Annotated in this window: 15 protein-coding genes; 9 read left to right on the plus strand and 6 right to left on the minus strand. The window is 60.8% G+C overall.

Going from position 1 to position 23,288, the window contains the following annotated elements:
- Positions 1-4 precede the first annotated feature (4 nt).
- On the plus strand, positions 5-1,312 hold the full coding sequence (gene hemL, locus EKH49_RS05105) for a glutamate-1-semialdehyde 2,1-aminomutase (protein ID WP_442903498.1): 1,308 nt from the start codon (positions 5-7) through the stop codon (positions 1,310-1,312).
- Positions 1,313-1,498: 186 nt separating this feature from the next.
- Here hemL and EKH49_RS05110 read toward each other — a convergent pair whose 3' ends face one another.
- The 4 genes from EKH49_RS05110 to EKH49_RS05125 all read right to left on the minus strand — a co-directional run bounded on the left by EKH49_RS05110 (position 1,499) and on the right by EKH49_RS05125 (position 5,041).
- Positions 1,499-2,347 (minus strand): MetQ/NlpA family ABC transporter substrate-binding protein, encoded by an 849-nt coding sequence (locus EKH49_RS05110; RefSeq protein ID WP_128469980.1) that lies wholly within the window; start codon positions 2,345-2,347, stop codon positions 1,499-1,501.
- Positions 2,348-2,449: 102 nt separating this feature from the next.
- Positions 2,450-3,115, minus strand: coding sequence for a methionine ABC transporter permease (locus tag EKH49_RS05115; RefSeq protein ID WP_128469981.1), 666 nt, complete (start codon positions 3,113-3,115; stop codon positions 2,450-2,452).
- Positions 3,116-3,118: 3 nt separating this feature from the next.
- A complete protein-coding gene (locus tag EKH49_RS05120) occupies positions 3,119-4,111 on the minus strand; it encodes a methionine ABC transporter ATP-binding protein (RefSeq protein ID WP_128469982.1) in 993 nt (330 codons plus the stop codon).
- A gap of 246 nt (positions 4,112-4,357) precedes the next feature.
- Entirely contained in the window at positions 4,358-5,041 is a 684-nt protein-coding gene (locus EKH49_RS05125; protein ID WP_066140434.1) for a 3'-5' exonuclease, read from the minus strand.
- Positions 5,042-5,129: 88 nt separating this feature from the next.
- Between EKH49_RS05125 and EKH49_RS05130 the strand changes: the two genes are divergently transcribed.
- Genes EKH49_RS05130 through EKH49_RS05140 form a run of 3 tightly spaced genes read left to right on the plus strand, consistent with a single transcriptional unit; the run spans position 5,130 to position 12,042 of the window.
- The gene (locus EKH49_RS05130) at positions 5,130-5,519 is read left to right on the plus strand and encodes an MGMT family protein (RefSeq protein WP_161567453.1); all 390 of its coding nucleotides are present in this window, start codon (positions 5,130-5,132) and stop codon (positions 5,517-5,519) included.
- A complete protein-coding gene (locus EKH49_RS05135) occupies positions 5,516-8,728 on the plus strand; it encodes an ATP-dependent helicase (protein WP_128469984.1) in 3,213 nt (1,070 codons plus the stop codon). The genes EKH49_RS05130 and EKH49_RS05135 overlap by 4 nt, the downstream gene beginning before the upstream one ends.
- Positions 8,725-12,042 carry an ATP-dependent helicase gene (locus EKH49_RS05140; RefSeq protein ID WP_128469985.1) on the plus strand — a complete coding sequence of 1,106 codons (3,318 nt, stop codon included), beginning with the start codon at positions 8,725-8,727 and terminating at the stop codon, positions 12,040-12,042. The genes EKH49_RS05135 and EKH49_RS05140 overlap by 4 nt, the downstream gene beginning before the upstream one ends.
- Positions 12,043-12,066: 24 nt before the next feature.
- On the opposite strand, the gene EKH49_RS05145 is transcribed toward EKH49_RS05140, so the two are convergent.
- Positions 12,067-13,377: a phosphotransferase gene (locus EKH49_RS05145; protein ID WP_128469986.1), complete on the minus strand. Its 1,311-nt coding sequence runs from the start codon at positions 13,375-13,377 to the stop codon at positions 12,067-12,069.
- A gap of 166 nt (positions 13,378-13,543) precedes the next feature.
- Here EKH49_RS05145 and nudC point away from each other — a divergent pair, with 166 nt between their 5' ends.
- From nudC to EKH49_RS05160, 3 genes are all read left to right on the plus strand, one after another.
- Positions 13,544-14,473, plus strand: coding sequence for an NAD(+) diphosphatase (gene nudC / locus EKH49_RS05150; RefSeq protein WP_128469987.1), 930 nt, complete (start codon positions 13,544-13,546; stop codon positions 14,471-14,473).
- Positions 14,470-16,593, plus strand: coding sequence for an ATP-dependent DNA helicase UvrD2 (locus tag EKH49_RS05155; RefSeq protein ID WP_128469988.1), 2,124 nt, complete (start codon positions 14,470-14,472; stop codon positions 16,591-16,593). Before nudC ends, EKH49_RS05155 begins: the two co-directional genes overlap by 4 nt.
- A 126-nt stretch (positions 16,594-16,719) precedes the next feature.
- Positions 16,720-17,331, plus strand: a complete 612-nt coding sequence (locus EKH49_RS05160; RefSeq protein WP_161567454.1) for a M48 family metallopeptidase — start codon at positions 16,720-16,722, stop codon at positions 17,329-17,331.
- A gap of 62 nt (positions 17,332-17,393) precedes the next feature.
- Here the strand turns inward: EKH49_RS05160 and EKH49_RS05165 are convergent, their stop codons facing one another.
- Positions 17,394-18,821, minus strand: a complete 1,428-nt coding sequence (locus tag EKH49_RS05165; RefSeq protein ID WP_128469990.1) for a zinc-dependent metalloprotease — start codon at positions 18,819-18,821, stop codon at positions 17,394-17,396.
- A gap of 256 nt (positions 18,822-19,077) precedes the next feature.
- Between EKH49_RS05165 and EKH49_RS05170 the strand changes: the two genes are divergently transcribed.
- The gene (locus EKH49_RS05170; RefSeq protein WP_128469991.1) at positions 19,078-20,118 is read left to right on the plus strand and encodes a YlbL family protein; all 1,041 of its coding nucleotides are present in this window, start codon (positions 19,078-19,080) and stop codon (positions 20,116-20,118) included.
- Between the two features lie 130 nt (positions 20,119-20,248).
- Entirely contained in the window at positions 20,249-23,284 is a 3,036-nt protein-coding gene (locus tag EKH49_RS05175; protein ID WP_128469992.1) for a UPF0182 family membrane protein, read from the plus strand.
- Positions 23,285-23,288 lie beyond the last annotated feature (4 nt).

Consider the following 23,288-nt stretch of genomic DNA (forward strand, 5'->3'; position numbering starts at 1 on the left):
TAGCATGTCGAACTCTGAAAAACTCTTCGCCGAGGCCCGCGAGGTCATGCCCGGCGGCGTGAATTCCCCGGTGCGCGCCTTCGGCTCGGTCGGCGGCGTTCCTCCATTCATGGTCGGCGCCAAGGGCGCCTACCTGAGAGACGCCGACGGCAAGGAATATGTCGACCTGGTCTGCTCGTGGGGTCCGGCACTGCTGGGCCACGCCCACCCGGAAATCCAGGCAGCCGTGCACGCGGCCGTGGACCGCGGCCTGTCCTTCGGCGCATCCACGCCGGATGAGGCCAAGCTCGGTGCGCTGATCAAGTCCCGCATGGGCGGGGTGGACCGCGTGCGCATGGTCTCCACCGGCACCGAAGCCACCATGACCGCGGTGCGCCTGGCCCGCGGCTACACCGGCCGCGATCTGGTCATCAAGTTCTCCGGCTGCTACCACGGCCACCTCGACGGCCTGCTGGCCGACGCCGGCTCCGGTGTGGCCACCCTGGCCCTGCCGGGCTCCGCAGGGGTCACCGCAGCAACGGCGGCCGAAACCCTGGTCCTGCCCTATAACGACCGCTCCGCCATCGAGGCAGCCTTCGCGGAGCACGGCGCGAACATCGCCGCGGTGATCACCGAATCGGCTCCGTGCAACATGGGTGTTGTCGTTCCCGAAGACGGCTTCAACAAGTTCCTGAAGGAGACCACTGCCAAGCACGGCGCGCTGCTGATCCTCGACGAGGTCCTCACCGGCTTCCGCGCATCATCCTCGGGCTACTGGGGCCTGACCGGCAAGGAAGAGGGGTGGAACGCAGACCTCTACACCTTCGGCAAGGTCATCGGCGGCGGCTTGCCTACCGCCGCTCTGGGCGGACGCGCCGAGGTCATGGACTACCTCGCACCGCTGGGCCCGGTCTACCAGGCCGGCACCCTGTCGGGCAACCCGGTGGCCATGGCCGCCGGCATCGCCCAGCTGACCCACGCCACGGAGGACGTTTACGCGCACCTGTCCAAGCAGTCCGAAGCGCTGCAGGCGGCCATCACCGAGTCCTTCAACGCCGCCGGCCTGGACCACTCGATCCAGCGCGCCGGCACCTTGTTCTCGGTAGCCTTCGGCACCTCGGAGAAGGGCGTGCACAACTACGCTGATGCGCAGGGACAGGAAGCCTTCCGCTACGCACCGTTCTTCCACTCGATGCTGGACTCGGGCATCTACCTGCCGCCTAGCGTCTTCGAGGCATGGTTCGTCTCGGCAGCCCATGATGATGCAGCGATGGAGAAGATCTTCGCAGCACTTCCAGCAGCAGCCCAAGCTGCTGCGGCCGCTACGGCCTGATTGCAGGCACTGGAGCAAAAAGGCTAGGCCTGGCAGGCACCACACGGTGCCTGCCAGGCCTAGCCTTTTAATTGCTGCTGTTCCATCCCGGACAGCGGCGGGAAACGCAACTGCCCGAGTTCCTTGCATGGAACTCGGGCAGTTGTGGATCACGCAGGGACTAAGCCCCGTGGCTGGAAAACCGGATTAGAAAGCGGCGATAACGCTGCCGTCGGTCCAAGTCTTCTCGATGTAGTCGCGGACCTCATCGGAGTGCAGCAGCTCTTCGAGCTTCGCAATTGCAGCAGTTTCTTCGCCGTCGCGCCAGGTCAGGAAGTTGGCGTTCGGGTTGTTCTCGCCGGATTCCTGGGCAAGAATTTCGTCCTTGTTCAGCTTCGCCTGGACGATGTAGTTGCCGTTGATGACTGCCAGGCCGATGGAGTCATCGGACTTGTAGTACTGGACGACCTGCTCTGCGTTGGCGTCAGTGATTTCCAAGTTCAGCGGGTTCTTGTCCTTGTTGCCATTCACGGTCAGCAGGGAGTCGTCATCGCTGAGGTTCTGCAGCAGGCCAGCTTCTTCCAGCACGCGCATGCCGCGGATCTGGTTCACCGGGTCGTTGTTCAGCAGCACCTTGGTGCCTTCGGCAACATCCTTCGGGTCCTGGAACTTCTTCGAGAAGACGGTCATCGGTTCCACGTGCACGCCCGCGCCGTGCGCGAACTCGTAGCCCTTTTCCTTCATTTCGGTAGCCAGGTAGGCTTCGGTCTGGAAGTAGTTGGCATCCAGCGAGCCGTCGGCAAGTCCGGTGTTCGGGGTGACGTAGTCGTCGATTTCCATGACGTCCAGGTCGATGCCGGCATCCTTGGCCAGATTCTCATCGATGAAGTTCAGGATGTCTGCCTGCGGGACCGGGCTGGCGCCCACCTTGATCACCGTAGGGTTTGCTGGATCCAAGGTAGCTGCGGTGTCTGCAGCCGGTTCGCTGCTGCCGCAAGCGGCCAGGGCGAATGCAGTGGCGACACCGGTGATGGCGAGTGCGAGTTTCTTGCGCATAACTTGTCTTTCCTTAGGTAGAGCCGTGAGGCACAATGCGAGTGGTTTGCCGTGTCCTCAGCGATTCAACGGCTCCGCCGGATCAACCGGCGGAAGTTCTTATTAGCGGTGATCAACCTTGCGGGCAATGGCATCGCCGATGACTTGCACCAGCTGGACCATGATCACGATAATCACGATGGTCGCAAGCATGATGGGCATGTTGTAGCGGACGTAGCCGTAGTTGTAGGCCAGACGGCCCAAGCCTCCGCCGCCTACCAGGCCGGCCATGGCGGAGTAGCCGATCAGGGTCACCATGGTGGTGGTGACCGCCGAGATGATGCCGGGCATGGCTTCTGGAACCAGGACCTTGCGAATGGTTTGCAGCTTCGTCGAGCCCATGACCAGTGCGGCATCAACCTTGCCGCTATTGACATCGCGCAGGGCGGTTTCAACCAGGCGGGCAAAGAACGGGATGGTGCCGATAGTCAATGACACGGAGGCGGCGATCGGACCCAGCGCGGTGCCGATGAGCATCGCGGCGAATGGGATCAGGGCAACCATCAGGATGGCGAACGGGATGGAACGGGTGATGTTCACGATCACCGTGGAGAGAATCGCGTTCAGCCAGCGCACGGGCGCCAGTCCGCCCTTGCCGGTCACGTGCAGCAAAATGCCCAGCAGCAGGCCGACGACGACGGTGATCACACCAGAAATCACTACCATCTGCAGGGTTTCGACGGTCGCTTGGCCAACGGCCTTGAGCACGGTGGGGGTGAAGAAATCCATTGCTTACTTGGCTCCCTTCACGGTAACGGCGATGCCGCTGGACTTCAGGTGGTTCACGATTGCCTCCAGGTCCGCGTCGGGAGCCAGTTGCAGGCGAAGGTGCGCGTACTGCTGCTGGCCGAGCTGCTCAACGGATCCAGCCAAGACATTGACGTCGGTGTTGAACATGCGCGAAATGGAAGAGATGACCGGCTGGGTCGCCTGGTCGCCCGTGTAGAGCAGGTCGAGGATCGGGCCCTCGCCTTCCACACGTGGTGCATCGCCCGGAAGCGGGAGCAAAGTGGAAGCCAGGCTTCCTGCGGCGTTGGTAATGACCTGCTCGATGTTGCCGTGCTCCACGATCTTGCCGGCTTCAAGCAGCGAGACGGAATCGCAGGCCTGCTTCACGACATGCATTTCGTGGGTAATGATCAGCACGGTGATGTTCAACCGATCGCGCAGCTTCTTGACCAGATCGAGAATTTCGTCGGTGGTCTTCGGATCCAGCGCACTGGTCGGCTCATCGCAGAGCAGGACATCCGGATCGGTTGCCAACGCCCGGGCGATGCCCACGCGCTGGCGCTGGCCACCGGATAGCTGGGATGGGTAGCCCTTGGCGAACTTGGACAGTCCCACGAGCTCCAGCAGTTCGGCGACCTTGGCGTCGATTTCCGCCTTGGGCGTGCCGACAAGCTCCAGCGGGTAGGCCACGTTCTGCTCGGTGGTGCGCGAATCGAAGAGGTTCGCGTGCTGGAACACCATGCCAATTCGACGCCGCGCGTTCCGCAACTCGTCGGGGCTGACGTTGGTCAGCTCCTTGCCGTTAACGGCGACGGTGCCGGAGGTGGGCTGGTCGAGCAAGGTCAAGCAGCGGACGAGAGTGGATTTACCCGCTCCGGAGTGTCCGACAATGCCATGAATTTTCCCGGTAGGGACTTCAAGGCTGACACCATCAAGGGCAACAACATCTTTGCCGTCTTGCTGGTAGACCTTGCGCAGGTCACTAACTGTGATCACTAGGCGTGTTCCTTCAGATTCTCATAGGGTGTAGAGAGTACCCTCCATTGAATCACTATCGAACAAAATCGCCCGAATCAAGGGAAAACCTCGGTCAAGATTCTTAGTATGAGGACTTAGCAGGCAAGCCTTCGAATATAATTTGCTGAATTGTGACAGAAAATGAACGATTGACTTCCACATAGTGGTCATCGCGCCCAGCGAGACCTATGTGAAATGGCGCACAGGAAGCAGAATCTCTCGAGGTTACGATTCCGTGATGGGCCACGCACCATCGACGACAGCTTCGGGCTTCGTCTTGCGCAGGTACTTCTGGAAACTTTCGGCCTGCTCTTTCGCCCAGCCAATCTGCCAGCCGTGCAGCACCATCGGATCCACTTGCAGCTGCGGGTAGCGTTCTCCCAGCTGGCGGGCGACCTCCACGCAGGCGATGGCATCAGCCAGAGACGTGTGCGCGTTTTCAAGGACTACACCGTAGAACTCGCATGCCGCGGCCAGGGTGCGCTTGCCCTTGCGGAATTTGTCGACCTGCTTGTCAATGATGAACGGATCGATCACATTGCCCGGGAAGAACGGTTCAAGGTCGTAGCGAACGGCTTCGCTATAGAGGACCGAAAAATCATAGGAAGCGTTGAATGCAACAATCGGCGCTTGCTCAGAGGCGAACTTCAACAAATTCAAGATCTCCTGCACCGACTGTTTCGCCGGGGCGCCTTCGGCACGAGCCTTCTCGGTAGAGATTCCGTGAACTGCGGCTGCAGCCTCCGGGATCTCTACCCCGGGGTTCACCAGCCACTCGCGGTTGTTCACCACCTTGCCCTCAGCGTCGAGCAGCACCACCGAAGCGGTCACGATGCGAGCCGTGTTGGTATCAACGCCAGTAGTTTCCAGATCAAAGCCAATCGCCAGGCCCTTATGCCATTCAGTCATGGATACAACGCTACAGCCAACGCATGACAGGACAGCCCCGCGCATTGCGTGTTGTGGAGGACTGCAAGCTAATTGGCAGAATAGGGCTATGACATCTGACGCAGCCGAAAAGCCTCTGGACTATTCCGAGGCGGTGCACCGACTCGCGGCGCTGGTCCCCGCCGGTGCGGTGATCAGCTACAAGGACGTAGCGGAACTACTCGGCAGCGGGGGAGCACGCCAAGCTGGTAAAGCGATGGCCAGCGCTCCGGCCGGGACGCCGTGGTGGCGGATCATCCGTTCCAACGGTTCCCTGACCGAGGCGCTTGCCGAAGCAGCGGAACAGCACTGGATTTCCGAGGGGCTGGCCGTGCCAGGCCGGCGCGTGAACATGGCCAAAAACCGCTGGAACCCCAGCGAAACGGCCTGGGGAAAAATAGATGCACTTCGTTCCGCGCTGGGCAACCCCAAAATGTCCGAGATGGATGATCAACTATGAGTATGGAAGAAACCCGAACCCAGTCCCGAGAGGACACCGCCAAGCTGCGCGGCGACCTGCATTCGGTGAAAAGCCCGGTGCTGGTCACCGGGGCGCCGGGTACGGGAAAAACCAGCCTGCTCATCGACACCGCGGTTGCGCATCTGGACACCGGCCTTGACCCGCAGTCCCTGCTGATCATCGGCCCAACTCGACTGGCCGCAGCCTCGATCCGCGACGAGCTCAGCCGCCGAGCCGAGCGGACCTTCACCGAACCGGTAGTCCGCACCTGGTCGGCCTATGCCTTCGATTTGATCCGCCGCGCCCGCGTCGAACGGCTCTTGCCCCAGCTTGAACGGGTTCCCCGACTGCTCTCCGGACCGGAACAGGACACCCTGATCGGGCACCTGCTGGAAGGGCATGCTGCGGGGCTCACCGAAGGGCCGCCGTGGCCAAGCGAGCTGGCGCTGGCAGTGGAGACTCGCGGCTTCCGCAAGGAGATCCGCGAGTTCTTCGACCGTGTCTCCGAGCTCGGATTGGAACCTGCCGACATCGCCGACCTCGGCCAGAAAGCCAACCGTCCCGAATGGCACGCTGCGGCGCTGTTCTACCAGGAATACCGCGACCTGCTGGATTTGGGCAGCGCCGAGGCATTCGACCCGGCCGGGCTGATTACCCGTGCGGCGGAAATCCTGGAAGACAACGAGGCGTTCCTGCACGCAGAGCAGGATCGGCTGGCCCTGATCCTCGTGGACGACCTGCAAGAAGCCACCCTGTCGCAGCACCGCTTGCTGGCGCTGCTCGGCAAGGACCGCGCGCTGGTTGCCTTCGCGGCACCCGACAGCGTAGTCCAGGGATTCCGTGGTGCACGCACCGATGAATTGCACCGTTTCGCGCAGAATTACGCGAGCACTGGCGAAGCAACGAGCCTTGAATTGACCCATGGTTATCGCATGTCCGGACCGATCACCGAAGCCTGGCAACGCATCGTCAGCCGCATACCGCTGGCAGCAGGCTTGAGCGGACGGGCCATCGAGTCGATGAATACCCCGGAGCATGCGCTCTGCGAGTCGTTGGTCTTCGAGAATTCCACGCTGGAAGAACGGTTCATCGCCCAGCGGATCGTGCAGCTGAACCTCTACGAAAACCGCAGCCTCGAGGATATCGCGATCGTGGTGCGCAACGGTTCGCAGGTGCGATCCTTGAGCCGCTTTCTCGAGGGCCAGGGAATCGGCGTGCAAGTGCCACCGGCTGAAATTCCATTAAAGGACGAGGGCGCGGTCCGCCCGCTGCTTGACCTTCTGTCTTTGGCATTCAGCGATTCCGTCGCTGACGATCCGCTGCTGATGCAGAACTTGCTGCTCTCGCGCTACGGGATGAGCACCGCCTTGGAAATCCGGCGGATCCGCCAGCTTTTGCGCCAGCAGGAAGCCGCGGCAGGCGGACGCCGCTCCAGCCAGGAACTGCTTGAAACCTGCCTGCGTGAACCGGCAATGGCCGAGAACCTGGGAAAGCCGGGGTACGGGCTGCAGCGCCTGCTGAAAATGTACGCTGCCCTGCAAACGGAACTGGCCAGCGGAACCGCTACACCGGAAACCGCGCTCTGGGCGATGTGGGAAGCTTCGGGCCGTGCCAAAGCCTGGCGCGATGAGGCCCTGGGGGCCGGTACCGCCGCCCGCCGGGCAGATCATGACCTGGACGCTGTCCTGTCCCTGTTCCAAGCCGCAGAGCGTTTCGTGGACCAGCTTCCCGGAGCCAGCGTCCAGCAGTTCATTGAGCACATCCTGCACCAGGAACTGCCCATGGACTCATTGGCCACCCGTGCCGCCGGCGGGCAAACCGTCACGGTGCTCACCACCGCGGCAGCCGCCGGAAAGCAATGGCCGGTGGTGTTCATTCCCGGGCTGCAGGAGGGCTCCTGGCCTAACCTGCGGCTTCGCGGCGAGCTGCTCGGTTCCAACGCGCTCGCCGATGCCGCCGAGCACGGCATTGATTTCCTGGCCACGCGAACGCCAACGCATCTGGTGCGCCAAATCCGCAACGACGAATTGCGCTCCTTCAGCAATGCCGTCTCCCGTGCCGCCGACCAGCTGATCTGCACTGCGGTGGACAACGAGGACAGCCAGCCATCCTCCTTCCTGGACCTGGTCGAGCCGCCGGGGCCAGAAGGCAGGAAGCCCACCGCAGTTCCGCGCATCCGCTCGCTTCCGACCCTGGTGGCTGAGCTGCGCAGCACCGCCGAAAGTGCCAAGGCGGCAAGCCTCGGGGCAGTGCCGGCCGCGGACGATGCCGATGCGCGGAGCCTGTACCAGGATGCCGTCCACGTGCTGGGGCGCCTGGCGCATGCGCAACCCGCTGTGCGCGGAGCGCATCCCGACTCCTGGTGGGGACTGCGCGAGCTGTCCGCCCAAGGCCCGGTGATTCCGGAGGACCAGCCCCGGCGGGTATCGCCGTCCAAGGTGGAAACCCTGGTCAAATCTCCACTGAACTGGTTCGTGCAAAGCGCCGGTGGCACCGCCGCCCACGATTTCGCTGCCTCCTTGGGCACCCTGATCCACTCCATTGCCGAAGAGCACCCCGAGGCCAGCGGACACGAATATGAGCAGATCCTCCAGCAGCGCTGGCCCGAACTGGAAAAACTGGAAAACTGGGAAGGCCAACGGGACTTCGACCGCGCCAACGCCATGCTCAAGAAATTCGCCGCCTACTGCATCACCATGCGCCAGGAAGGACGCGCATTGGTGGCCCGGGAAATGCCATTCCAGCTGGAGGTACCCGCCCCTGGCGGCACGCAGATCCAGCTTCGCGGAATCATTGACCGCGTGGAAGCCGGCGCCGACGGCAAGGTGCGGGTCGTGGACCTGAAAACCGGGTCCACCGCGCCAACCAAGGACGCGACCTTGCAGCACCCGCAGCTGGGCGTCTACCAAACCGCGATCCAGCTGGGCGCATTGCAAGAGCACGAGGAAACTGCCGGGCTTTCCGACGAGCCGGCCGGCGCGTCCTTGGTCTACGTGGGTACCAGCACCAAGAGCGCCTCGGTCCGCGAGCAACCATCCATCGGCGAAGCGGACTGGGCACGCACGCTCATCTTCGAAGCCGCCGCCCTGATGGGCAACAGCGAATTCATCACCCGGCACGTTTCGGGAGCCGCCGGGATCCTCGGCAACTGCACGCTGCCTGAAATCTGCCCGTTATGCGCCCAAGGACGACAGGTCACCGAACCATGAGCACTATCAGATTCACCCCGGAAGAGCTCTCGGCAGCGCTCGGCGAGCAATTCCCGCCCACCGCCCAGCAGGCCGAAATTGTCGCCGCTCCGCTGGAACCCATGCTGGTCATCGCCGGCGCCGGCTCGGGCAAGACCAAGACCATGGCGGACAAAGTCGTCTGGCTGGTTGCCAACCAGCTGGTCAGGCCGGAAGAAATCCTCGGCGTGACCTTCACCCGAAAGGCCGCGGGAGAGCTGTCGGTCCGCATCCGCGCAAAGATCGCCCAACTGGTGTCCACCGGGCTGCTCAGTGCCGAAGAAACCCGCGACTTCCTGGATCCTGCGGTATCCACCTACCACTCCTACGCCAATACGCTGGTCCAGGACCATGGGCTGCGGCTTGGCCTTGAGGAAGACAGCGCCTTGCTGGGCGCGGCCCAGTCTTGGCAGGTGGCGCACTCGGTACTGGAACGGTACACGGGCAATTACGAGCACCTGAACAGCGCCACGAGCACGTTGATTGATGCCATCGTCTCCTTCAGTTCCGAAGCATCCGAGCACCTGGTCACCGCACCACAGGCGCACCAGTGGATCGATCAGCTGGTGGCACGCCTGCGCAGCCTGCCGATGGACGCAGAAAAGCCGAAGAAGCCGACCCAGGCAGCCCTCAAGCTCATCGACAAGCTGGCCTCGCGTGCCACCATCGCGGAGCTTGCAGAGGAGTACGCGCAGGAAAAGAAGCGCCTGGGCGTGATGGACTATGGCGATTTGGTCGCCCACGCGGCGCGTATCGCCCAAGAGGTGCCGGCGGCCGCGCTCGCCGAACGGGCGAGCCACAAGGTGGTGCTGCTCGATGAATTCCAAGACACCTCGCACGCGCAGATGGTGCTCTTCTCGCAACTCTACGGCGAGGGCCATCCGGTCACCGCAGTAGGCGATCCAAACCAGTCCATCTACGGATTCCGCGGGGCCAGTGCCGGACAGCTGTTCCGCTTCCCCGAGGTCTTCCCGATTGCCAGGGACACCGGCCGGGAAGTTGCCCACGTCAAGCACCTGACTATCGCATGGCGCAACACCGTGAACGTGCTCGCCGCGGCGAATAGCATCACCGCAGGCGGGCCGCAGCATCAGGGGCCGGTCTCGGTCAAGCCATTGGAATCCTCGGCGCATGCCAAGCCCGGACGGGTGGTGCTCAACCGCTGCGCCACGGTGCGCGAAGAGGCGGAAGCCATTGCCGACATGATTGTTGCCGAGAACCGGTCATCTGCCGAGCCGAAAACCAGTGCAGTGCTCTCGCGCAATCGCACCCAGTTGAGCATCATGGGCGAAGTGCTCGCTGAACGCGGCATCAAGTACCAGCTCGTGGGACTTTCGGGATTGCTCAGCACCCCTGAGCTCACCGACCTGGTCGCATGCCTGCACGTGCTGGTGGACCCGCTGCGCTCGGATAAGCTCATGCGCCTGCTGGCCGGAGCCCGCTGGCGCTTGGGCGCCTCCGACCTGATGGCTTTCGCTGATTGGTCCCGCCAGCTGGAACGGCGACGTGCCCGCGGCCTGCAGCCTGATCCGGCAGAGGGCGAAGAAACGCCAAGCCCGGACGAAGCAGCCGCTGAAGCTGCCCGCGCCGAACTCAACGATGCGGCAAGCCTCGTCGAAGCCTTGGACTTCTTGCCCAAGGAAGGCTGGAGAAGCACTGACGGACGGAGCATCAGCGCAGCCGGCTACGAACGGCTGGTTGCCCTGCGCGATGAACTGGCAAGCCTCCGGCTGCTGGCCAATGATGACCTGGAGACCCTGATTCGCGAGACCGAACGCGCCATGAACCTGGACATCGAGGTGGCCGCCCGCCCGTGGATTACCCGCGACAAGGCGCGCGCCAATCTCGATGCCTTCGCCGATGTGGTGCGCGAATACTGCCGCAATGCGCCACGTGTCGAGCTGGCCGGATTCCTGATGTGGCTGGAACAGGCAGCCGAAAAGGAAAAAGGCCTCCCGCTGCCCAGCGAAGATGCGGATCCAGCCGCTGTCCAATTGCTGACGGTCCACGCTTCCAAGGGATTGGAATGGGACATCGTGGCGGTGATGACCCTGAACGACGGGGTGTTCCCGGGGGCCAAGTCGGATCGCTGGACCAGCGGCGACAAGGCGCTGCCCTGGGAAATTCGTGGCGATGCCCGCGACCTGCCTCAATGGGACACCGAGCAGCCGGCCCTGAAGGAGCTGCTGGAAGCCGAATCGATCTTCAAGGACCAGGTCGAGGACCACCATATTGCCGAAGAACGCCGCCTGGCCTATGTCGCGGTAACCCGTGCCAAGTCCTTGCTGATTTGCAGCAGCAGCGTCTGGACGAGCACTCGGACCAAGCCCACCGAAGCATCGGAATTCTTCAACTGCCTGCTTCCACTGGCCGACGGTGAAGATCCCAAGGCTGAAATCGGCGTCTGGGTGAAGGATGAAGAAGCTCCGGAGCAAAACCCGAGCACGTTGACACCCTTGGAAGCGCTGTGGCCCTACGACCCGTTGGAAGGCCCCGTGGTCACCGGGGGAGTGCAGAAGACTCCCTACCCGTACTCACGCCGCGAAATCATTGCGGATGTGGCGGAGGATCTTGAATCCATTCCAGACGACTATGAGCCGTTGACCGGTATTGGCCAGCAGTGGGCTGAAGAAGCGGAGAAACTTCTTGGCCAGCGCGCGTTCCTGGCTGCGCGTGAACGCAGCATCGAGGTACCAGAGCATGTGCGAGCGTCGTTGTTCGTCGAGCTGGCCGAAGATCCGGTGGGCGTACTCGAAAACCTTCGGCGCCCGGTGCCGCGTCGCCCGGGCCTGGCGGCACGGCGCGGTACCGCGTTCCATGCCTGGATCGAGGAGTTCTACGAGAAGACCTCCATGCTGGATTTGGGAGACCTGCAGGAACCGGCAGATGGCTATCTTGACGAGGCACTGGACCTCGAATCAATGAAGGAAGCATTCCTGGCCAGCGAATGGTCCAAGCTGCAGCCCGCTTACGTCGAGGTGCCCTTGGAGACCCGTGTGGGTCCGGTCGCTGTGCGTGGCCGCATAGATGCCGTCTTCCAGATGGTTGACGGGACCTGGCTGATGCTGGACTGGAAAACCGGCCGGGTTCCCAGCGGCAAGGATTTGAAGAGCAAGCTGGTCCAGCTCGCCGTGTATCGCTTGGGCTGGTCACGCCTGCACGGAATCCCGCTGGAGGAGATCAAGGCCGCCTTCTACTATGTGGCGGCGGGCATCACGATCCATGCGGAGCATCTCTCCGATGAGCAAGAACTGGAACAGATGATCAGCAGTGCGTTCGAAGAGCTCAACGGCTAGCGGCCGGAGGATGCTGGGAAGTGCCTACTTCCCGGCATCCTTGGCAGGCTCGTTCTCGTCTTGAGCGGGCTTCTGCGCGTCGGCTGTGCCATCTGCAGACGACTGTGCTTCCGCTGCCTCTTTCTCCTGATCGGCGGGCTTTTGCGCGGGCTCCTGCTTCGATGGGGTGCTGCTATCTGAACCAGCCTCATCAGCATCCGCAGTTGGCTGATCCGCAGATTCTCCGGAATCCTGCTGGTCCTGTGGCGATGCACCCTGGGGCGTTGCGGACTTCGGCGGTTCGGCAGCCAGGGCAGTGACCTTGTCGGTATTGATGCTTGGGACGCTGATGGCCACCGGCTTTTCCGGAACCTTCTGGGACGAAGTTTCCGGCTGGGCAGCCAACGGACGCGGTGCCTCCACGACCGACAACGGCTGGCCGCCGTACTCGGCAATGTTCTGGTCCAGTTCTCGAAGCATCTCCTCGGCCTCGGCGATGCGTTCGTAGTCCTTGGAATCCAAGGACTTCACCAGCCACTGCGCCAAAGCGAATTCCGCCGCCAGCGCGGCGCGGCGCATGATGTGCGGATCGGCGGCCTTGCCGCGAGCTTCGACGTAGGCGGAGAACACGCGCTCGCTGAAGCTCTGGTCTTCGATGGCAGAAAGCCAAGCGAAGTCATCTGCTGGGTCGCCGACATGCAAATCGGTCCACCCCTTGACCGCAGTGATGCTGGAATGCGAAATCTGCAACTGCTCTTCATCGAAGTCACCGTGAACTACGGCAGCGTTGAAACGCCACAGTGCCACGTCCTCCATGGCGTGTTCCCAGCGGCGCAGCAAACGGCTTGGCACCTTGCCGGTCGCCGCGGCGGTATCCAGCTCGTTGAGCTTGCGCTGGCGAATCTCGTCGGCCGTGTAGGTCGGCAACCCTGCAACTTCGACTGCTTCATCGGGAATCTGGTGGATGGCAGCCATGCAATTGCCCAAGGACTTGGCCAGGTTGCTGCCCACATCAACCAGTTCGTCGAGGCTCGGAACATGGCCTGGCATGTCCTTGTAGACAAAGGTGCGCAGTGGACCCTGCCGCACGGTACCCGCTACTGCTGGCAAGGAAAAAGGCAGTGAAGCGCGGACCTTGGCTGAAAAAGCGCGCAAAGCCGAGAGTTCGGCTTCCAAGCGCATGCTTGCTTCGTCGTGGCGAGGTGAACGGACGCGCCATCGATGCTTGAGTGCGTCGACGACCAATGCTGAGTCAAAGTCTTCCGCATCGTCGGACAGCGCCGCGAAGCCAACCGGGGTCAATCCGGGGACGGCAGCGGTGGCAATTGCGGCGAGTTCCATGGCAGTGCGTTTCACAAGTTCCACCGTATGCGAGATTCTCTTTTCTATCGTTGAATGACGCACGGAATATGGCGGGATTCACCGGCAACGTTCAGAGTTGCGATGAATCTCATTCATCAACTGCAATCCACAATGAGAATGCATCAGGATTCTGGGGTGCGATGTGCATTAGGTTAGAGGTATGGCTCTGGCAGAAACTTATCGAACCCCGCTTACCGGACTTCACTTCGGGCAGTCGCTGATCGAGCGACCGCTGACCGAAAAGCAGGATCCGATGCTTTTGCCGGACCTGTTGAATCAGCCCAGTACCAAGGTGCTGCTGATCAGTGGCGGTGGCGCGGCAACTTCTGGAGCTGAACTCTTCTTCCTCGACGGAACGCAGTATCTTGCGAAAGGCTCCGAGCGTCAGGTGTATTTGGGTCGTGCGGCAGGCACCGAATACGTGCTGGCTATCGTTGATGCCGAAGATTATGCCACGAGCGGTATTGACCGCTGGATGACCTTGCGTGAAGGTTTCACCGTGCTCAGCGAACTGCATGCAGAACTTTTCGTGGAAGCGCAAGCGATCGCCAACTGGATTCGTTCGGAGAAGTTTTGTCCGCGTTGCGGATCGCCAGTCATGGCAGCCACCTTCGGCTGGGGCCAGCGCTGCATAGAGAATGACCACGAGCTTTTTCCACGTACCGACCCGGCCATCATTGCCTCGGTGATAGACAGCCAAGATCGACTGCTGCTGGGATCCAATGCCACCTTCAAGCACCGGATGTATTCGGTGCTGGCAGGATTCGTCGAGGCTGGCGAGTCCCTGGAGTCTGCGGTGCGTCGCGAGATTTATGAGGAATCCGGCGTGCGCGTTGGCGATGTCGCCTACCGTGGTTCCCAGCCCTGGCCAATGCCGCGTTCGCTGATGCTTGGTTTCGCGGCTGAGGCCTTGAGCGAAGAGCTGGTTCCCGACGGCGCAGAAATCATGGACCTTCGCTGGTTCACACGAGCTGAACTGCGTGAAGCCCTGGAATCAGGAACAATAGATATACCGCGTGGAGTCTCGATAGCCCACGCATTGATCCGTACCTGGTACGGCGAACCCCTTCCGGAGGCCCTGAGCAAGTGACCGAATACGACAATCCGCCAGCAACCGATTTGCTAGCGGGACTGGATGCTGAACAGCGGCAAGCAGCTGAAACCCTCAGCGGTCCACTGTGTATTCTGGCAGGTGCAGGAACCGGAAAGACCAGAGCCATTACCCACCGGATTGCCTACGGCGTGCATACCGGCATCTACAACCCGACCAGCGTTCTGGCCCTGACCTTCACCACTCGTGCCGCCGCGGAAATGCGCACCCGCTTGCGCCAGCTCGGCGCCCACGGCGTGCAGACGCGAACGTTCCACGCGGCAGCCTTGCGCCAGCTGCAGTACTTCTGGCCGCAGGCCATAGGCGGAACCCTGCCGAACCTGGTTGAGCACAAGGCCCCGTTGATCGCAGAAGCAGCGCGTCGCCTGCGCATTTCCAGCGACCGCGCCATGGTCCGAGATCTTGCTGCCGAAATCGAGTGGGCCAAGGTGTCCATGCACACCCCTGAGAGCTATGCCAAGATCGCATCCTCCCGCGAACTGCCCAACGGTCTTGAATCAGTCAGCATGGCTCGAATCTTCCAGACCTACGAAGAGCTTAAAGATGACCGCGGAGTGATCGACTTCGAGGATGTGCTGCTCCTGACCATTGCGATTCTGGAAGACAATGAAAAAGTCGCAGCCAGCGTACGCCAGCAGTACCGCCATTTTGTCGTGGACGAATACCAGGACGTTTCGCCGCTGCAGCAACGGCTGCTGGATCTCTGGCTCGGACAGCGCAACGAGCTGTGCGTGGTGGGCGATGCCTCCCAGACCATTTACTCGTTCACCGGTGCACGCCCTGACTACTTGCTGAACTTCAGCGCACGCTTCCCGGAAGCGAAAGTCGTGAAGCTGGTCCGCGATTACCGTTCCACTCCTGAAGTGGTCAACTTGGCCAATAAGGTGCTGGCTAACCGGCGCATTGAATCCCAGGTCCCAGACCGCCACGTCATCTGGCCAGACCCGCTGGAACTCATCGCGCAACGCGACCACGGTCCAGCGCCCGAATTCTTTGAAGCAACTGACGACGAAAACGAAGCTGATGAAGTCGCGCAGCGGATCAAGCAGCTGCTCAAAAATGGCCAAGACATTTCCGAAATTGCCATCCTGTACCGGACCAACGGACAGTCCCAGGCTTTCGAACAGGCCCTGACGGGACATTCCATTCCCTATGTGATGCGTGGCGCAGAACGATTCTTCTCCCGCCGCGAGGTGAAGGAAGGCATGCTCGCGCTGCGGGCCGGATTGAGTGTGGCCGCAGATACTCCGGTTGCTCAGATGGTACGCGATATCCTTTCCTCGCATGGCTACTCGGTCAACGCTCCCAGCGGCGGCACCGGTGCAGTGCGCCAGCGTTGGGAGTCGATGTCGGCACTGGTTCGCCTGGCCGATGAAGTCGTTGCATTCAAGAAAGAGCAGGACATCGATGCCACGCTGCACGACGTGGTCAAGGAGCTCGAAGACCGTGCGGCGATCCAGCACGCGCCGACGCTTGATGGCGTCACCTTGGCGTCCTTCCACGCGGCAAAGGGTTTGGAATGGGATGCCGTATTCCTTGTCGGGTTGAACGAAGGCTTGGTCCCGATTTCCTATGCCAAGGATCAAGCGGGCTTCGACGAAGAACGGCGCTTGCTGTACGTGGGCATTACCCGTGCACGGAAGCACCTGTACCTGTCCTGGTCGCTTGCCAGGACACCGGGTGGACGTGCGCACCGTTACCCATCGCGATTCCTGGATGGGATTAAATCGGTACGCCAAGCCAGCAGCAGGCAGCAGACCAGCTACCGCAAGCGCGAGCAGAAAATCACGCCAGCGGTCTGCATGACCTGCGGCTCGTTCTTGACCAGTGCCAAGGAGCGGAAGCTCAAGCGTTGCGCCTCATGCCCGGCTGCTTATGACGAGGCCCTGTTCGAGGACTTGCGTGAATGGCGTTCGGAAGTTGCCCACTCCAATGCGGTCCCGGCTTTCGTCATCTTCACCGATGCAACACTCATGTCCATCGCGGAGCACCAGCCGGATTCAATCCAGGGGCTGTCGAAGATTCCAGGAGTGGGACGCAGCAAGCTTGAACGATATGGCGAGGCGGTATTAGCGGTCGTTGGCGAGCGCCGCGCCTAGGTTCTCCACAACCGGTGTACCGGAGGCGAAGTGCTTCAGGGCCCGGGCTTAGCTTAATGAGATGACTCAGTGGGTGGATAGGACAATCCGCTTCACTGCCATGATCGAGGAATGGGGCGCTGTGCCATGCCAGCTTTTCCAAATGCTGTCGACTTCGTAGCGCCGGACGAAATCCCCGTGCGGATTCTCCGTTCAGCCAAGCGCAAGAAAACTATTTCATCCCAATGGCGCGATAACCGGCTGATTATCCAGGTTCCTGCAGCGCTGGACGAAAAAACGGAACGTGCCTTCGTCGAAGAAATGATCACGAAGTATCGCAAGGGACGCCAAGCGCGCACAGCTGGGCATACTGATGACGCGCTGGCACGTCGTGCCTCGTCCCTTGACCAGCAGTACTTTGCAGGCGAGGCCGCGCCGCAATCGGTGCGCTGGGTAGCGAACCAGAACAAGCGTTGGGGCTCGGCTTCATATCGGCAGCGCAGCATCCGCTTATCGGTCACATTGCAGCATATGCCCAGCTGGGTGCAGGACTATGTGCTCGTCCATGAATTGGCGCATCTCGTGGCTCCTAGGGCCGGCCACGGACCAGAATTCCAGGCGTTGCTGAACCGGTTCGAACGCAGAGCGCAGGCCGATATCTTCCTGGAGGCCTTCCACGCCGGATACAACGCCCACGCCAAGGAACTGGGCCGTGCCGAAGATGAGCTATCCGGCTTCGGCCACGACGAGGAACAGTAGTTCGACACAAATAAGGAGGGATGTGCGCGTGCACACATCCCTCCTTCGCGGTCTCAGCCTAGTCAGCTCTTTGGATCCTCTGGCTTGCCAGGATCATCATCGTCCTCGGAATCGGAGTCGACATTGTCGAAACCGCCGTCCAAGAGCTTGCCCAACGCCGCGTCGAAGTCATCGAACTCGGTTGCGGCAACTTCACGGCGATGAGTGAATCCCTGGGGATCGGTGAGATCTTCTGCGGTAGGCATCAGGTCAGGGTGGTCCCATACGGCGTCACGGCCGTCGATACCACGCTCATCGTACAGATGCTCCCAGAGGGCAGCCGCTTCACGAAGCTTGCGTGGGCGCAGTTCAAGGCCAACCAGAGATGCGAAAGCGGTCTCCGCCGGGCCACCGGATGCACGGCGGCGGCGCATCGTCTCGCGCAGGTGGCCGGCAAATGGCAAGTTCTGGGCAGCCAAGGAAACTACGTGGTCAACCCACCCCTCGATCAATGCCAACGTCAGCTCGAGGTTCTCAAGAGCTTTCTCCTGGGCTGGGGTGCGCTGCGGGGTGAAGAGCCCTTCACCCAGCATCGACTGCAGGGCTTCCGGGTTGGACGGATCAATGCCGCGTACGGCATCCTCGATTCGCGACATGTCGATGTGGATGCCGCGAGCGTAGGATTCGACGGCGCCAATCAACTTGGAGCTCAGCCATGGCACCCGGTTAAACAATCGCGTATGTGCGTTCTCGCGCAGAATCACATACAGCAGGACTTCCTGCTGGGGGATTTCAAGGCCGTCGCCAAACTTGCTGACATTGGTCGCGATAATCCCCGGAGTGGTTCCTGCCAGCGGCAAGCCGATATCGGTGCCGCCAAGAACATCGGTTGCCAAGCCGCCCAAAGCAGTGCCCAGCTGCATGCCGAACATGCTGGCCCCGAGATTGCGGAACATGCCATCTGCGTTGCCGAGCATGCCCTTCATCTCTTCGGGAATCTGGTCCTTCATCGCGGTGGTGATGGCCTTGGCCACGGACTCGGCAACAGGTTCGGTGACCTGCTTCCACGTGGCCAAAGTCTTGTCGTACCATCGTTTGCGAGTCCACACCTCTGTCGCGTGGCCGTTCGACTCGAACACCGTGGCGTTATCCAGCCACAATCCCGACAGGTTTGAAGCATCGCTGATGGCGCTGTTCCGCGCGTCGGAAACAGCAGGATCATCGCTGGCATATGCCTGCAACGCTGTGTCGGATGCAAGCTTCCAGTTCACCGGACCTGACGAAGCGTTATTGCTCATCATCGCGGACATCATGGCCTGGGCCTGTTGCATCATTTTCTGCATCGCAGCCGGATCGCCTTGAGTGCCAAGGGCAGCACGAAGCTGCGGCGGGAGGTCATTCGGGTCGAATCCGCCACCGAAGAGCTGACCAAACATTGCAGAAAATGGGTCCTGCGGATTGTTTTCGTCGTCATCGCCGTTTGGGCGGTTGTTCGGGGGATTCTGTGCCATGCCTTTAAAACTACCGCGAGCGCCTGATAGTTCCCATGAATCTGGGTTACAGTTCGCTTTCGGCACATCGAATACGCCTTGGTGCTGATGCTTTTAGACCCATGCCTTCAGTAGGCTAAGAGTGGGGATGTCTGCGAGGACGGATCCGCGTATTTTTTGACAGTTGGCGGGAGCAAGATCAGTGCACGTACGGGAACCACAAGACTCGATTCAGGAGCCAGGTAATTCCGGCCGTGCTCCTCAAGGTTCCAAAACCATGAAACGCACCAGCTCCGGCATCGTTACACTGCTCCTGATCGGCGTAATGATGTTTCTCCCCACGCATTTCATGATCCGATCGCCGGGCCCCGTGTTCAACACGTTGGGCGAGGACAACGGACACGATGTGGTATCCATCAAGGGAGCCGAATCATACCCTTCGGACAGTGTCTTGGATCTGTTGACCATTTATGTCCAGGGCGGGGGGCAGAACCGGATTACCACTCCTGTCGTGCTCGAAGCACTGATCAATCCGGCCAAGGATGTCGTCCCCGAAGAAACGATTATTTCCCGCGGAGTCTCCTCGGAAGAAAAGAATGAGCAAAACGATTTCCTGATGACTTCTTCGCAGGATTTGGCTGTAGCGGCGGCGTTGACCGAGCTCGGCAAAGACTTCACCGAATGGCTGACAGTTGCGGACTTCTCCACCGACACGAATGAAGAGGTGCTCGAGCCGAAGGACCGCTTGCTGGAGTTCGAAGGGGAGAAGATCACTTCGCTGGAGCAGCTGAAGGAGAGCCTGAACGACCACGGGGCAAAACCAGCAACCCTAACCGTCGGCCGACCGGATAAGCATGGTGTCTACAGCAATGTGGACGTCACCGTGCATACCAAGGAAGCCGAGAATGGCGAACGCCAGTTGGGTGTCTTCCTGGGTAGTGAATACGAGTTTCCCATCGACGTGAGTTTCGGGTTGGAAAACGTAGGCGGTCCGAGCGCGGGGATGATGTTTGCCTTGGCGATCATTGACCGCTTGACTGAAGGCTCGCTGGCGGGGGACCACCACATTGCCGGCACCGGCGAAATTTCTGCCGATGGTGCGGTCGGTCCGATCGGTGGCATCGCTCAGAAGATGGTGGCCGCCAAGAACAATGGAGCGACGGTGTTCTTGGCACCAGCCGATAACTGTGCTGAAGTCGTTGGCCGCGTTCCCGCAGGACTCGACGTCATCAAGGTAGCGACCCTGTCGGAGGCCCGCCATGCATTAGAGAAAATCGCCAAGGGGCAAGACCCCGCGACTTTCACGACATGCGAATAGATTTAGCCGTGCATCAAGGGAAGAATGTGATGCAAGGAAACCAATCTCGTGCACAACGCCCGTTCATGAATTAGGTACACGAGTTCTCCCGTTGGAAACAACGGGAAGAACCCAAAGTAAGGAATAGATAGTGTCATTCGGATCGGATAGTCCGTTCGGGGGTCCTCCGCGACCCCAAGAACCACAACGACCTTCCAACCCTTCGGGCAAGAAAGCGTCGCCGCTGACCCTGACCATCTTCGCGGTGGTCATCCTCGTCGCGGTCTTCGTTTTCTTGTCGAATTTCTACGCTGATATCCTCTGGTTCAACCAGCTGGGTTTCTCCGAGGTCTACTGGACTGAGCGGATCGCCAAACTAGTGATCTTCCTGATCGCTTTGGTATTGATGGCAGTTCCAATGTGGTTCTCGATGCGCAGTGCTTACAAGCACCGCCCGGTCTATGCGCCCAATTCGAACCGGCCCGATTCCATGTCGCGCTACCAGGCCCAGCTGGAACCAGTGCGCCGTTTCCTGATGGTGGGTATTCCACTGGTGATTGGCATCTTCGCCGCCGTTGCCGTGGCAGGACAGTGGCAGACGATCTTGCTGTTCTTCAACCAGGTCGGTTTCGGAAGCACTGACCCACAGTTCAACATGGATCTGGGCTTCTTCGTCTTCTCCCTTCCATTCATTGCGCTGGTTAACGGCTTCTTGATCTCGGTCGTGCTGCTCAGCGGCGTGGCCGGTCTGCTGACCCACTACCTCTACGGCGGAATCCGTGTCGAAGAACGCGGTGGCATTACTGTTGGCAAGGCTGCTCGCGTGCACACCGCAGTTGTTGTCGGTGTTTTCTTGCTCTTCCAGGCCGTGAACTTCTGGATTGGCCAATACGAGACCCTCACCGACCAGTCAGGCCGAGTCGCCGGTGCGCTGTACAAGGATGTCCATGCCGTCATCCCGGCGCAGATGATTCTGGCCATCGTGGCGATCCTGATCGCCATCACCTTCGTAATTGCGGCGATCAACGGGCGTTGGCGCTTGCCATTGATTGGCACCGCCATGCTGGTGGCAACGATGATTGTTGCCAGTGGCGTCTACCCGTTCCTGGTCCAGCAGTACAAGGTGGTCCCTTCGCAGAAGGCGCTGGAGAGCGAGTACATTGAGCGCAATATCGAAATGACCCGTTTGGCATTCGGCCTGGATGACGTGGAAGTGACCGACTACGACGCAAAGATCTCGACCGAGAAGAATGCGCTGGCTAAGGAAACTGCCACCACCGCGAATATCCGTCTGCTGGATCCGAATCTGGTTTCGGCTGCTTTCGCACAGCTGCAGCAGTTCCGTGGCTACTACACCTTCGCAGAGACCTTGAACGTTGACCGCTACGAGATCGACGGCAAGGTGGAAGATACCGTTATTGCCGCCCGTGAAGTGAACGTCGATCCAACCGACACCTGGGTCAACCAGCACATCAACTACACCCACGGCTACGGCCTGGTGGCCGCATACGGCAACCGTGTGGCTGCAGGTGGCCGTCCGGACTTCATGCTCGGTGGCATTCCGACCTCTGGTGATTTGATCACCGACAAGGAATACGAACCGCGGATTTACTTCGGTGAGAATTCTCCGTCCTATTCGATTGTGGGCGGACCGGATGAGGGATGGACCGACCAGGAACTTGACCGCCCGGGTACCGGTGGCGAGAACCAGGACACCCGCTATACCTTCAAGGGCGATGGCGGTCCGAACGTTGGCAACTTGTTCAACCGCTTGGTCTACGCGCTGAAGTTCGCCTCCACCGATCTGTTGCTCTCGCAGAACGTCAATAGCGAATCGCAGATCCTGTACGATCGCGACCCACGCGATCGCGTCAGCAAGGTTGCACCGTACCTCACGTTGGATTCCCAAGCGTACCCTGCCATCGTCGATGGCCGGGTGCAGTGGATCATCGATGGCTACACGACCTCGAATGACTTCCCATATTCCCAGCAGCAGCAGCTGGATTCGGCAGTGACCGACTCGCTGACCAACGCGCAGGACCTGTCGCTGACCGGTCGCGTGAACTACCTGCGCAACTCGGTGAAGGCCACCGTCGATGCCTATGACGGATCGGTCAAGCTCTACGCCTGGGACACCGAAGATCCAATCCTGCAGTCTTGGCAGAAGATCTTCCCTACAGCCTTGAACCCGCTGGATGATATGTCCGCAGAGCTGATGGAGCACGTGCGCTACCCGGAGGACATGTTCAAGGTGCAGCGTGAAGTGCTGACCACCTACCACGTGGACAACCCGGATGCATTCTACGAGTCCAACGATGCATGGGCCGTGCCTGACGATCCAACTTCGTCTGCTGCCGGCGTGAAGCAGCCGCCATACTTCATGTCCTTGAAGATGCCTACCCAGGATGAAGCGTCGTTCTCGTTGACCTCGACTTTTATCCCGGCTGCGGCAGCCAACGGCCAGCAGCGCAACGTGCTCTTCGGCTTCCTGTCGGCGAATGCCGATGCCGGCTCCACGCCGGGGGAGAAGGCCGACGACTACGGCAAGCTGCGGCTGCTTGAGCTGCCACGAGACACTGCAGTTCCTGGCCCGGGCCAGGCTCAGCAGAACTTCGATACCAACACCCGAGTGACCACCGAACTGAACCTGCTGCGCCAGGGCGCGTCGGAAGTCAAGAACGGCAATCTGCTGTCCTTGCCAGTTGGCGGCGGTATCCTCTACGTCCAGCCTGTATACGTCCAGTCTTCGGGCCAGACCAGCTACCCGACCTTGCGCAAGGTTCTGGTTTCCTTCGGTGACAAGGTCGGCTTCGCCGATACGCTGGCTGAAGCACTGGATGAAGTCTTCGGTGGTGATTCCGGTGCGGTAACCGGCGAGACCGAAGGCGTGTCGCCGAGCGAAGACCCTGAGGGCGAGGCGGAACCGACCCAGACCGATACCGAGAAGCTGACTGATGCTCTGACTGATGCGAACGAAGCCATCAAGAATGGCCAGGAAGCATTGGCCAAGGGTGACTTCGGCGCTTACGGTGAATCGCAGGAGCAGCTGGAGGACGCCTTGAACCGTGCGATGGAGGCAGATGCTGCCATCAACGGCACCGAGGTTGAGGGAGACGTGAAACTGGACGAGAGCCAGAACAACGACGCCTCCCAGTCGCCAGCCCCAACCGATGGCGCGGAAGGCTAGGAGT

Source organism: Glutamicibacter sp. HZAU (assembly GCF_004100365.1).
GTDB lineage: Bacteria > Actinomycetota > Actinomycetes > Actinomycetales > Micrococcaceae > Glutamicibacter > Glutamicibacter nicotianae.

Coding starts and splice junctions, on each gene's coding strand:
- EKH49_RS05115 (WP_128469981.1), bottom strand. CDS start 3,115: ATGGATTTCTTCACCCCCACCGTGCTCAAGGCCGTTGGCCAAGCGACC.
- hemL (WP_442903498.1), top strand. CDS start 5: ATGTCGAACTCTGAAAAACTCTTCGCCGAGGCCCGCGAGGTCATGCCC.
- EKH49_RS05160 (WP_161567454.1), top strand. CDS start 16,720: ATGCCAGCTTTTCCAAATGCTGTCGACTTCGTAGCGCCGGACGAAATC.
- EKH49_RS05110 (WP_128469980.1), bottom strand. CDS start 2,347: ATGCGCAAGAAACTCGCACTCGCCATCACCGGTGTCGCCACTGCATTC.
- EKH49_RS05135 (WP_128469984.1), top strand. CDS start 5,516: ATGAGTATGGAAGAAACCCGAACCCAGTCCCGAGAGGACACCGCCAAG.
- nudC (WP_128469987.1), top strand. CDS start 13,544: ATGGCTCTGGCAGAAACTTATCGAACCCCGCTTACCGGACTTCACTTC.
- EKH49_RS05130 (WP_161567453.1), top strand. CDS start 5,130: ATGACATCTGACGCAGCCGAAAAGCCTCTGGACTATTCCGAGGCGGTG.
- EKH49_RS05140 (WP_128469985.1), top strand. CDS start 8,725: ATGAGCACTATCAGATTCACCCCGGAAGAGCTCTCGGCAGCGCTCGGC.
- EKH49_RS05125 (WP_066140434.1), bottom strand. CDS start 5,041: ATGACTGAATGGCATAAGGGCCTGGCGATTGGCTTTGATCTGGAAACT.
- EKH49_RS05165 (WP_128469990.1), bottom strand. CDS start 18,821: ATGGCACAGAATCCCCCGAACAACCGCCCAAACGGCGATGACGACGAA.
- EKH49_RS05170 (WP_128469991.1), top strand. CDS start 19,078: ATGAAACGCACCAGCTCCGGCATCGTTACACTGCTCCTGATCGGCGTA.